Below are 11,606 nucleotides of genomic sequence, written 5' to 3'. Positions count from 1 at the left end.
CTCCGATCGTGTGTGGGGGGTGTCTGGCTGTACGCCGTCGCCGAGTATGGGCGTGGACATGGCGAGATTGGGACATCCCTGCGGGGATAAGGCGCGGGTTATGGTGCCGCGCGGTCACGATTCGTAAGCTGCCGGGATGCAGCTGGAGTTGAGGCACCTGCAAGCCGTCTGCCGGATAGCGGAAGCAGGCAGTCTGGGCGCGGCGGCGCGCCGGCTCGGGGTCTCCCAGCCGGCGCTCTCCGCCCAGCTGCGCAGGATCGAGCGGGTCACGGGCGGCGAGCTGTTCGTGCGCTGCCGCAGCGGGGTGGAGCCCACCCCGCTGGGTCACTTCGTCCTCGCCAAGGCCCGCCGGGTGCTAGGCGAGATGGACGCCCTGGGCGCCGAGGCGCGGGCCCTGTCGGCGGACGTGCCGCTGCGGCTCGGCTGCATCCTGCTGGTCCTGCTGGACGGGCTGCTCGCGCGCACCGACCTGGCTCCGTCCGGCCGGGAGGTGGCCGTGGACCTGGAGAACTCGGTGACGACCCTGGTCCGGATGCTCGGCGCCGGCCGGTACGACGCCATCGTCTACGGCGAGGTCAACGACTACGAGGTCCCGCTGCCGGGCGGCGTCCAGGCGCGCACCGTCGTGCCCAGGGAGCCGTTCTGCATCCGGATGTCCGAACGGCACCCGCTGGCCTCCCGCAGCCGGCTGGACCTGGCCGACCTGGCCGGCGAGCAGTGGATGACCCTCGTCCCGGACGACGACGGCGGCCCCGAGGCCCTGGTCGAGGCCTGCGCCAGGGCGGGGTTCGCCCCCTCGCTGCGCTACCGGATCACCGACCGGAAGATGCAGCACGACCTGATCGCGGCGGGCCGGGCGGTCTCGCTGAGCCAGCCCACCGCCCCGGCCGTACCGGGCACGGTCATGCGGCCCCTGGCCGGGACCCCCGTCACCGGCCGGATCCGGCTGGCCTGGAACCGGGCCTCGGTCTCCGCCCGCCAGGGCGAGCTGCTCCACCGCGCGGCGGTCGAGGCGTACCTGGCGAACGTGGACAACAACGCCTTCCACCGGACATGGTGGGACGCCCACCCGGAAGCCCACCCGAGCCTCGGCTGACCCCTGCCGAGGGGTCGGATTCCAGTCGGGTTACCATATGAGCGCCGCCTAGCTCGAAAGATAACTCTGTGACTGTCAACGAGGACTCGTTCAGCAACTGGAAGACCCGCGAGGAGATCGCGGAGTCGATGATCCCGATCATCGGGAAGCTGCACCGCGAGCGGGATGTAACGATCCTGCTGCACAGCCGCTCCCTGGTGAACAAGTCGGTGGTCAGCATCCTCAAGACCCACCGGTTCGCCCGGCAGATCGACGGCGAGGAGCTCTCGGTCACCGAGACCATGCCGTTCCTGCAGGCCCTGGCCGCCCTTGATCTCGGTCCGTCGCAGATCGACATCGGCATGCTCGCCGCGAACTACAACAGCGACGACCGCGGACTGTCCGTGGCCGATTTCACCGCCGAGGCCCTTTCCGGCGCCACCGGTGAGAACAAGCTGGAGCGTTCCTCCGGCCGCGACGTCGTCCTCTACGGCTTCGGCCGCATCGGCCGCCTCGTCGCCCGCCTGCTCATCGAGAAGGCCGGCTCCGGCAACGGTCTGCGCCTGCGCGCCATCGTCGTCCGCGGGGGCGGCGAGGCCGACCTGGTCAAGCGCGCCTCCCTGCTGCGCCGCGACTCGATCCACGGCCAGTTCCAGGGCACGATCACCGTCGACGAGGCGAACAGCACGATCGTCGCCAACGGCAACGCGATCCGCGTGATCTACGCGAACGACCCCTCCGAGGTCGACTACACGGCGTACGGCATCAAGGACGCCATCCTCATCGACAACACCGGCAAGTGGCGCGACCGCGAGGGCCTCTCCAAGCACCTGCGCCCCGGTGTCGACAAGGTCGTCCTGACCGCCCCGGGCAAGGGCGACGTCCCGAACATCGTGCACGGCGTCAACCACGACACGATCAAGCCGGACGAGCGGATCCTGTCCTGCGCCTCCTGCACCACCAACGCCATCGTCCCGCCGCTCAAGGCCATGGACGACGAGTACGGCGTGCTGCGCGGCCACGTGGAGACGGTCCACTCGTTCACCAACGACCAGAACCTCCTGGACAACTACCACAAGGCCGACCGCCGCGGCCGCTCCGCGCCGCTCAACATGGTCATCACCGAGACCGGCGCCGCCTCCGCCGTCGCGAAGGCCCTGCCCGACCTCAAGGCGCCGATCACCGGCAGCTCGATCCGCGTCCCCGTCCCGGACGTCTCGATCGCCATCCTCAGCCTGCGCCTGGGCCGCGAGACCACCCGCGACGAGGTCCTCGAATACCTCCGCGGCGTCTCCCTGCACTCGCCGCTGAAGCGCCAGATCGACTTCACCACCGCCCCCGACGCCGTCTCCATGGACTTCGTCGGCTCGCGCCACTCCTCGATCGTGGACGCCGGCGCCACCAAGGTCGACGGCGACAACGCGATCCTCTACCTCTGGTACGACAACGAGTTCGGCTACTCCTGCCAGGTCATCCGTGTGGTCCAGCACGTGTCCGGCGTCGAGTACCCGACCTACCCGGTCCCGGTCGCCTGACCGGCCCCACCAGGCAGAGCGTGCTCCGGTGCCCCGTCGACAGCCGTCGGCGGGGCACCGCCGCGTTCCCTAGACTGGCGGGGTGAACGACACCGCACCTCCCCCCTGTCCCGAATGCTCCGGCGCGTACGCCTACGAGATGGGCGCCCTGCTCGTCTGCCCCGAGTGCGGCCACGAGTGGACCCCCGCCGCCCAGAGCGCGGACGTCCCCGGGGAGCGGGTGATCAAGGACGCCGTGGGCAACGTGCTCGCCGACGGCGACTCCGTGACCGTCGTCAAGGGCCTCAAGGTCAAGGGGCACCCCACCGGCATCAAGGCCGGGACCAAGGTCCGCAACATCCGCCTCGTCGACGGGGTCGACGGCCACGACATCGACTGCAAGATCGACGGCTTCGGATCGATGCAGCTCAAGTCGAGCGTGGTGCGGAAAGGCTGATTTCCGACTGACATTCCACCGACTTCCGCCCCCGTCCACCCCCCGGTGGACGGGGGCGTCGTCGCGTCCGGGGCCGTTTCCACGGGGGGATTTCAGGCCGGAGTGGCCTGAATTCCGCGAACGGGCCTTCGCGGGGCGCTGAGGTGCGCGCAAACGAGCCAAGGACCGTGCGGGTTCGGAAGCACGGCTGGATCTCGGCTCTAGCGGTCCTGCGAGCGGCCGGGTGATCCTGAGTTCCGGATCGGCCGACAGAAAGAGCCGGGCAGGATCGATATCCGGCCGGGCCGACATCCGAGCACATCCGGCATTCCCTTCCGCGGGCCGCCTCCTTTCGCCTGCCCGCGGGATTCCGCTCAGTGCACATTCGGCTATCGCTCCACCTGAGGGAGACACGCATGTCCGACACCGCACGCACCCCCGAGTTCGGCTTCGAGGACCTCGACCTGGACCTCGGCGACCTGACCGTCACCGCCATGCGGGACACGGTCGCGCTGCCCGAGGGCGGCGCCTCCTGGGGCTCCTGCTCCTGCCAGGCCTCCTCCTCGTGCAACAAGCCGCCGGTCATGGACTCGCTCACCGACTGACCGGGGCGCCGCGCACCCCTCGGGCACCCGGACCACCGGCCTTCCACCAGAGGAGTCATCCATGACCCCCGGCAACCACACCCCCGACCTCGACCTCCAGGACCTCGACCTGGACCTCGGCGACCTGACCGTCACCGCCATGCGGGACACGGTCGCGCTGCCCGAGGGCGGAGCCTCCTGGGGCTCCTGCTCCTGCCAGGGCTCCTCGTCCTGCGCGCAGCCGACCCACCCGACCCCCGTGTAACCCGCCATCCCGCGACGCACACCCGCTTCCCGCCGCACCCCGAGTGCGGCGGGAAGCCCGCGCCACCACCCACAGGACGGGGACCCGCATGCAGCAGCCGCACCGCACGCCGGCCGAGGCCGGGGCCTACGCCCACCGGGTGTGGTCCGCGCCCTACGCGTTGGTCCGCGCCACCGTGCTGACCCACCCCGCCCAGACCCCCGAAGCCGCCGGCTTCCGCACCCTCCTCGACCGCCTCGGCCGCCTCGACCGGCAACTGCTGGAGAGCGCCGCGCCCCTGTGCGACGCCCTCCACGACAGCCGCGGCGGCCACCCCGACGAGTTCCACCGCGACGTGGTCCTCCCGCTGCGCCGGGCCCTGCACAACGGACGCGAACCCCGCCCCGCCCTGCTGGAGCGCCTCGGCGACCTCCCCCGGCGGGTGCCCCGACTCGACGCGTGGCTCGGCCTGCGCACCCGCCGCGCCGCCCTCCTCGCCGCACTCGCCCCCGCCTCCGAGGCGGCCCTGACCGCCGAACGCGGCGCCCTGGCCGCCCTGTGCCGCGAACCGGCCCTCGCCAAGGCCGTCGCCCTCACCAGCGCCGACCTGCTGCGCGCCGTGGAACGGGCCGGCACCGGCGCCCAGGACCGCAGGGCCCGCAAGGAGGAGCCCGCCGTCCTGCGGTACGCCCTGCGGGCCAGCACCAAAACCAGCCCGCTGTCCTGGTTCACGGCGGTCGGGTGGGGACCCCTGCCCGCCGTCCCGGGCCCCGCCGTCCCCTCCTGGGGCCGGGCGCCCCTGTTCGAAGCCCCCCTGCGCGCGGTCGTGCAGCCCAGCCGAACCCTGACCACCGCCCTCACCCTCGCCCTGCTGGACGCCCCGCACCGCCGGGCCGCCCTGCCCCACCGCATCACCAGCACCGCCCGCACCACCGACGGACGGACGGCGTACTCCCGCGACCGCACCGCCTTCGCCGGGGGCCGCTACCTGGTGGCCGCGCAGGACGAGGCACGGCTGCCCGCCACCGGCCCGCTGGCCCTCGTCACCGAACGCGCGGAACACCCCCTGCCCCTCGACGAGCTGACCGCCCTGCTGGCCGCCGCCGTGACCGCAGCGGGCGGCGCCGACGGACCGGCCGCCGCGGCCGGCTTCCTCGGCCGGCTCACCGAGGCGGGCCTGCTCGTACCGGCCGACCCCGTCCCCCCGCAGGACCCCGACCCGCTGGGCCGCATCGCCGGCTGGCTGCGCTCCCTCGACGCGCCCACCGCCGAAGGGGCCGCCGAGGACGCCGCCCACGCCCTGCGCCTGGACGGGCTCGCCCGGACCACCGCCGACTTCGCCGCCGCCCCGCCCGCCGCACGCCCCGCCCTCCTGGCCGACCTGTCCCACCGCTGGACGCGGGCCCTGGCCGCGGCGGGACGACCCGTCCCGGCCTTGTCCGCCCCGCTCAGCCCGGTCTCCGAGGACGTCGTCGCCCCTCGCCCGCTCGACCTCGACGGCTTCCTCGCCCCCGCGGACCACGAGGCGCTCGGCGAGGCCACCGCCCTCGCGGAACTCTTCGACCTCGGCCACCCGCTGCGCCGCATCGTCCGCGACCGCTTCGTCGCACGCTACGGCCCCGGCGGCCGCTGCCCGCACCCGTGGGAGTTCGGCGCCGAGATCGCCGAAGCCTGGGAGGACGCCGGACGGCTCACCGCCCTCGACCCCCGCGACCCCCTCCCCAGCGGCACCGGCGCACTCGCGGAACTGCGCGCCGAGGCCGTCGCCGCCGTCCGGGACGCCCTGCGGGGAGACCCCGCCACCGCCCCCGAGGTCCTCCTGCCCCCGGACCTCCTCAAGGGCCTCGGCGACCGGCTGCCCGGCTGGGCCCTCGCCCGCCCCCTCAGCTACGCGTACTTCCTCCAGCGCGACCCCCGCCGCGGCCTGCTGTGCGTCAACCAGGTCTACGGCGGCTGGGGCCGCTTCACCAGCCGCTTCCTGGACGCCCTGGACCCGGCCGCCCGGACCGCGGTGTCCCGGCAGATCCGCCGCGCCCTCGGCCCCGGCGCCCGCGCCGCCCAGATCCGGCCCGTCGGCGGGTTCAACGCCAACCTGCACCCCCTCCTCGTCCCGGACGAGATCGGCCCCGACCGCCGCTGGTCCTCCCTCGGCGAAGCCGACCTGGAACTCGTCCACGACGAGGGCGCGGACCAGGTACGGGTCCGGCTGCGCGGCACCGGCGAACTCCTCGACGTGCTCTACCCCGGCTTCCTCTCCCCGGTCCTGCTGCCGCGCCGCCTCGGCGCCCACCTCGCCGACCAACCCCACGGCCTGGTCGACTTCCGCCCGCTCCTCCCCCGGGGCGCCCTCACCGCCCCGGGCGGCGGCCCCGTCACCCACGTCCCCCGGCTGCGCCACCGCGACGTGGTGCTCCGCCGCCGGCGCTGGCTGCTGCCGCCCGCCACCGTCGAGCGGCTGCGCGCCGACCTCACCGCCGGCGGCCCCGTCCCGGCCCAGGCCGCCGCACGCTGGCGCGCGGCCCTGGACCTCCCCGAGCAGCTCTTCCTGCACCCCGCCGGCGCCGCCCCCACCGGCCGCGCCGCCGAGGACTTCCTGACCGGGCTCAGCCGCCCCAAGCCGCACCTCGTGGACCTCGGCAACGCCCTGCACCTGCGCTGCCTGCCCAAATGGCTCTCCCGCCACGGCGGCGGAGCCGTCCTCGAAGAGGCCCTGCCCGCCCCCGGCGGCCTGGACGCCCCGGCCCGCGCGGTCGAACTCGTCCTGGAGGTCTACCGGACCGGCCGGGACGGCGCGGTCGGGGTGGACGAGGCGGCCGGGACGGCCGGGGCGGTCGGGCGATGAACCGGTACCGGACGACGACGGAAGGGACCACGGAGCGGATGCCTCCCCACGACCACGCCCTCGACGTGGTGGCCTACTACCACCACCCCGACAAGGCCCCCCTGCTGCGCGGGGCACTGCTGCCCCTCGCCGAGTCGGCCGCGGCGCACGGACTGGCCGCCCACGTGGAACGGCACTGGCTGCACGGCCCCCACCTGAGGCTGCGGCTCCAGGGCCCCGCCCCGCAGGTGGCCCGGGAGGCGGGGTCCGCCGCGGCCGCGCTCCGCGCCTGGCTCCGCGAGCACCCCTCGCACGCCGACCTCACCGAGGCGCAGCTCCTGGAGCGGGCCGCCGAGGCCGGGCGCGCCGAGCTCGTGCCCCCGCCCTACGGGCCGATCGAGCCCGACAACACGGTCCGGACCGAGCCCGCCGACCGCTCGTCCGTACGCGGCCTCCTCGGCGACGACGGCGCCGCCCTCCGCGAGGACCTGCTCCGGGCCGGACTGGGCGCGCTGCGGGCCGGCGCCGGCTTCCTCGGCGACCACGGCGACGGCTCGCGGGCCCGGATCCGCCTCGCGGTGACCGCCCTCGCCGCCCACGCGGGCGCCCACCCCGGCGGCCTCGCCGGCGGCCACTGGTCCTACGTCTCCCACCTGGAGGACTTCCTCGTCCACGAGGACCCCGACGGACGGCTGCGCGAGCGCTTCGAACAGCACGGCGAGCGCACCGCGGAGGCGGTGACCGCCCTCGTCGGACGGATCGCCGGAGGCGGCGCGCAAGGCTGGGAGCGCGCGTGGGCGCAGTACTGCGCGGGCGCCTGGCGGACGGCGCGCGGCCGCTACGACGCCGGCGCGGACCTGCACGGCGCCCCGTCCGCGTACGGGGCCCGCGCCCTCGCCACCGGCGACCCGGCGGCGGCGCAGCGCTGGAACCGGGAACTGCGCACCCGCTACAGCGAGTTCCACCGCCTGCTGAGCCGCTCCGACCCGGAGGGCGCGATGTTCACCAGCCCCGACTACCTGGTGTACCGGGCCTGCACCAACGCCCTGTACCGGCTCCTCGCCGTCTGCGACGTCCGCCCGCTGGAGCGGTACCTGGCGGCGCACCTGGTCGTCCGCGCCGTCCCCGCGCTGACCGGCAGCGACTGGCGCCAGGAGATCGCCGAGGCCGTCGACGCGGTGGAGGGCCGGGCATGACCACCGTCGCACGCCCCCCGGCCGTACGGAGGCTGCGCCCCGGGGTGGCCGTGACCCCGCTGCGGGCCGGCCTGCACCTGAGGGGCCGCGGCGGCAGCGTCACCCTGGAGGGGAGCGACGCGCTGCCCGCCCTGTGGAAGCTGCTGGAGGGACCGCTGCGGGAGGGCGGGCTCGAAGCGCTCCTCGACGGCATCGAGCCCGGGTCGGCGCTGCGCCGGGCACTGGACACCCTGCTGGGGCAGCTGACGGAGCACGGCCTGCTGACCACGGGGGACGCCGCCCCCGGCCCCGTCGGGCAGTGGCTCGCCGAGGGCACCGGCCGGCCCGCCGCCCCGGCCGCCGCACTCGCCGCGGCCCGCGCGGAGGTGCTGGCCGGCGATCCGGACGCGCCGCTGGCCCGCGCCGCCGGGCGGGCGCTGGCCGACGGAGGCCTGCCCGTCGCGTACACCGCCGACCCGGACCTCCCCGGGGACCGGGTCCTGCTCCGGGTCCACGGCGCCGGCCCGCACCGGGCGGTCGCGGCCGGGCGGTGCGGCGCGGGCGGCTACGCCACCGCCCCCGGCAGCCCGGCCCAGGCCCGGGCCGACGCGCGGGCCCTGGAGGCACGGCTCGGGCCGGCCGGGGAGGCCGGGCCCGCCGCGTTCCCGCCGCTGCTGGCCGGCGCCGCCGCGCACCGGCTGCTGTGCGCGGCCGCCGGGCTGGCCGATCCGGCGGCCGAGGGCGGGGACGAGCGGCTGCTGGCCGGGCTGCCCGCCGTGCTCCTCGCCGACGCCCGGCCGCTGCGCGCCGACTACCGCACCTGGCTCGGCCCCGAACGTCTCGACCCCGACCGGCGCACCGGCCTGGCGCCCGCCCGGACCCTGCGCGAGGCGCTGCGGCGGCTGGACGCCCTCGGCGACGGGCGCTGCGGTGCCCTGCCGGGGCCGGAGCCGGCCGAGCTGGGGCAACTGCCCGTCCCGCTGGCCGCCTGCGCTGTGCCCCGGGGGCGGCTGACGGGCGGGGGGCCCCGGTTGGACCTGGCCCGTCTGGAGCTGTTCTGCCGGCTCGCGGAACTCGCCTTGGGTGAAGGGGAGTTCACCGTCGGGGCCAACCCCGGGCACGCCCGGGGAAGGGCTCTGCGGGCGGCTGCGGCCCGCAGGACCGGAGGGGCCGTGGTGCCCGAGGAGGCGTGGTCGGCGCACCCGCAGGCCCGCCACTGGTGGACCACCCTGACCGCCCGCCTCGGCGTACCCGCCCGCCTGGAGCTGGTCCGGGCCGCCCCGGCCGAGGAGGTCTACCACGCGCTGATCCACGGCCCCCTCCCGTCCACACCCCGCCCGGCCGAGGCGCTAATCGGGCAAGCGGTCGAGGCAACCCCGGGCGACGCGGTGGCCTTCGCGGCCCTCTCCGCCGCCGCAACGGCAACGGCCGATCCCGGCGGCTCGGGCGCACCGCGCGTGCCGCCCTCGGGCGGGGCCGTCGCGCCCCTGGCCGTTGCCGGTGCGCGGATCGCCGCCTGGGAGGACACGGGCTGGACCAACGGCTGGATGGCGGACGTGGCCGCGCGCGAGGAGCGGCTCCAGGCCGCCCTGCACCGGCTCACCGGGGCCTCCTTCCGCGGTGCCCGAGACCCCGGAGCCGCCGACACGGTCGATCCCCCCGGCCCAGTGGGGGCGTCCGGGTCGCCCGACGCTCCCGGGATGCCCGGCGCCCTGGGAGTGCCCGGCCCCGCCGGTGCGTCCGGTCCCGCCGGGATCCCCGGCTCCCGTGAACTGACCGCCCGCCTGCGGGCGTTCGGTTTCGCCGTGCTCGACTCCGGTCCCGAGGAGCCCCGATGACCGCCCCCGCTCTCCTGGGCCCCCTCCCGGTGCCGGTCCTCGGGGCCGAAGCCGCGCTCGTCGCCACCGCCGGGGCGGCGGTGGTGTTGCTGGAGCGGTGGACGCTGGGGCTCGCCGAGGAGGTGAGCCGGCATGGGCTCGGGCAGCCCGTCGTACTGGTACCCGTCCGCTTCGACGGGCCGCTCGCCGTCGTCGGGCCCGTGCTGGCCCCGGGGGCGGCGGCCTGCCTGTGCTGCACCGAGTACCAGCGGCTGGCCACCGCCGGCGGCCGCGTGCCCTGGCGGAGCCCGGGGCTCGCGCTGGCCGGCGTGCCCTCCCCGGCCCTGTCCGCCGCCCTCGGCGCCCTGGTCCAGGACCTGCTGGACGGGGAGGAGCCCGGCCGGGAGGACGGGGCGGCCGTCGTGCACGTCGTCCACCAGGGCCGCGCCACCTGGTCCACCCACCGCGTCCGCCCCCTCGGCGGCTGCGCCGTCTGCCACCCGCTGCCCGCCGACTCCGCGACCGCCCCGGACCCGCTGCCCGCCGCACCCCGCCCGCTGCCCGACCCCTCCGTGCTGCGCGCCGCCAACCCCCGCACCGCCGGACCCGAGCTGCTGCGGCGGGAACTGCACGACGAGCGGTTCGGGCCGGTGCGCCGCCTCGTTCGCTCCGAGGACTCCGCCTTCTCCCTCACCAGCGCGTTCGTCAGCGACGGCCGCCTCGTCGAAGACGGCGGGTACGGCCGGGCCGGCGACTTCGCGACCAGCGAGCGCGTCGCCCTCTTCGAGGCCGTAGAACGGTACGCCGGCATGCGCCCCACCGGCCGCCGCACCGACCTGCGCGCCCCTTTCGCCGCACTCGGCCCCGACCGGGCCCTGGACCCCGGGCGGCTCGGCCTGCCCGACCCCGCCCACCACGGCCACCCGGCCTCGCCCACCGTCCCCTACACCCCCGATCTGGAGCTGGACTGGGTACGCGGATGGTCGCTGACCCGCCGCCGCCCGCTCCTCGTACCCGAGCACGTGGCCTACTGGGACGTGCCCGGCCCCGGCCGGCCACGCGTGGTGTACGAGTCCTCCAACGGCTGCGGTCTCGGCAACAGCCCCGAAGAGGCCGCGCTCTACGGCCTGTTCGAGGTCGCGGAGCGCGACGCCTTCCTGATGGCCTGGTACGCCGCCACCCCGCTGCGCCGCGTGGAACCGCCCCCGGACGACCCGGACACCGCCCTCCTCGCGGACCGGGCCGCCGTCGCGGGCTACCGGCTGCTGCTGCTCGACGCGACCAACGACTTCGGGATCCCGGCCGTCGTGGCCGTCTGCCGCTACGAGGGCACCCACCCCGACGCGCCCCGGATGTTCCTCGCGGCCGGCGCCCACCACGATCCGCGGTCCGCGATCCGCTCCGCCGTCGCGGAGGTGGTCACCAACGTCCTGGAGTCGCCGGGGCGTTCCTTCGCCGAGGACGGCGCACGCGACCCGCGGCGGCTGCGGCCCATGCTGGACCGGCCGGAGCTGGTGGTCGGCCTGGACGACCACGTCGGGGTCAACGCCCTTCCCGAGGCGGGCCCCCGCCTGGAGTTCCTCCTCGCCGACACCCCGGCCGTACCGGTCGCGAAGGCCTGGCCGGGCGCGCCGGAACCGGTCGCCGACCTCGCCGCCCTGCTCACGGCCACCGTGGACCGGCTGGCCGGCGCCGGCCTGGAGGTGGTCACCGTCGACCAGACCGAACCGGGCCTGCGCGACCGGCTCGGCCTGCACTGCGTGAAGGTCGTCGTGCCCGGGTCGCTGCCGATGACCTTCGGGCACGTCAACCGGCGCACCCGCGGCCTGCCCCGGCTGCTCGACGTGCCCCACCGGCTGGGCCGCGCCCCGCGGCCACTGCGCCACGAGGAACTGGCCCTCCACCCGCACCCCTTTCCCTGATCCGCCCCCTCCCGCTAG

General features: G+C 76.1%; 9 protein-coding genes. All 9 read left to right on the top strand.

Translation table 11 applies throughout. The features are described from left to right. Positions 1-136 precede the first annotated feature (136 nt). Positions 137-1,096 (top strand): LysR family transcriptional regulator, encoded by a 960-nt coding sequence (locus ACFY0O_RS31930; RefSeq protein WP_388953170.1) that lies wholly within the window; start codon positions 137-139, stop codon positions 1,094-1,096. A gap of 68 nt (positions 1,097-1,164) precedes the next feature. After that, positions 1,165-2,610 carry a glyceraldehyde-3-phosphate dehydrogenase gene (locus ACFY0O_RS31925; protein ID WP_388953167.1) on the top strand — a complete coding sequence of 482 codons (1,446 nt, stop codon included), beginning with the start codon at positions 1,165-1,167 and terminating at the stop codon, positions 2,608-2,610. A gap of 82 nt (positions 2,611-2,692) precedes the next feature. Beyond that, a complete protein-coding gene (locus ACFY0O_RS31920; protein ID WP_388953164.1) occupies positions 2,693-3,046 on the top strand; it encodes a zinc ribbon domain-containing protein YjdM in 354 nt (117 codons plus the stop codon). Between the two features lie 395 nt (positions 3,047-3,441). Then, the gene (locus ACFY0O_RS31915; RefSeq protein WP_388953162.1) at positions 3,442-3,630 is read left to right on the top strand and encodes a thiazolylpeptide-type bacteriocin; all 189 of its coding nucleotides are present in this window, start codon (positions 3,442-3,444) and stop codon (positions 3,628-3,630) included. Between the two features lie 61 nt (positions 3,631-3,691). Next, positions 3,692-3,874, top strand: a complete 183-nt coding sequence (locus ACFY0O_RS31910) for a thiazolylpeptide-type bacteriocin (RefSeq protein WP_388953159.1) — start codon at positions 3,692-3,694, stop codon at positions 3,872-3,874. Between the two features lie 88 nt (positions 3,875-3,962). Further along, a complete protein-coding gene (locus ACFY0O_RS31905) occupies positions 3,963-6,695 on the top strand; it encodes a lantibiotic dehydratase (protein ID WP_388953156.1) in 2,733 nt (910 codons plus the stop codon). Positions 6,696-6,733: 38 nt separating this feature from the next. Next, on the top strand, positions 6,734-7,870 hold the full coding sequence (locus ACFY0O_RS31900) for a lantibiotic dehydratase C-terminal domain-containing protein (RefSeq protein ID WP_388953153.1): 1,137 nt from the start codon (positions 6,734-6,736) through the stop codon (positions 7,868-7,870). Then, positions 7,867-9,687 carry a hypothetical protein gene (locus ACFY0O_RS31895; protein ID WP_388953149.1) on the top strand — a complete coding sequence of 607 codons (1,821 nt, stop codon included), beginning with the start codon at positions 7,867-7,869 and terminating at the stop codon, positions 9,685-9,687. Before ACFY0O_RS31900 ends, ACFY0O_RS31895 begins: the two co-directional genes overlap by 4 nt. Further along, entirely contained in the window at positions 9,684-11,588 is a 1,905-nt protein-coding gene (locus ACFY0O_RS31890) for a TOMM precursor leader peptide-binding protein (protein WP_388953147.1), read from the top strand. The genes ACFY0O_RS31895 and ACFY0O_RS31890 overlap by 4 nt, the downstream gene beginning before the upstream one ends. Positions 11,589-11,606 lie beyond the last annotated feature (18 nt).

It is taken from the genome of Streptomyces sp. NPDC001594 (assembly GCF_042893675.1).
Lineage (GTDB): Bacteria > Actinomycetota > Actinomycetes > Streptomycetales > Streptomycetaceae > Streptomyces.
The sequence above is the reverse complement of the archived record's forward strand: the minus strand, read 5'-3'. Positions and strand labels throughout refer to the sequence as shown.

Bases quoted from the DNA above. Each gene is read 5' to 3' on its own strand.
- ACFY0O_RS31930 (WP_388953170.1), top strand. From the start codon at position 137: ATGCAGCTGGAGTTGAGGCACCTGCAAGCCGTCTGCCGGATAGCGGAA.
- ACFY0O_RS31915 (WP_388953162.1), top strand. From the start codon at position 3,442: ATGTCCGACACCGCACGCACCCCCGAGTTCGGCTTCGAGGACCTCGAC.
- ACFY0O_RS31910 (WP_388953159.1), top strand. From the start codon at position 3,692: ATGACCCCCGGCAACCACACCCCCGACCTCGACCTCCAGGACCTCGAC.
- ACFY0O_RS31905 (WP_388953156.1), top strand. From the start codon at position 3,963: ATGCAGCAGCCGCACCGCACGCCGGCCGAGGCCGGGGCCTACGCCCAC.
- ACFY0O_RS31900 (WP_388953153.1), top strand. From the start codon at position 6,734: ATGCCTCCCCACGACCACGCCCTCGACGTGGTGGCCTACTACCACCAC.
- ACFY0O_RS31895 (WP_388953149.1), top strand. From the start codon at position 7,867: ATGACCACCGTCGCACGCCCCCCGGCCGTACGGAGGCTGCGCCCCGGG.
- ACFY0O_RS31890 (WP_388953147.1), top strand. From the start codon at position 9,684: ATGACCGCCCCCGCTCTCCTGGGCCCCCTCCCGGTGCCGGTCCTCGGG.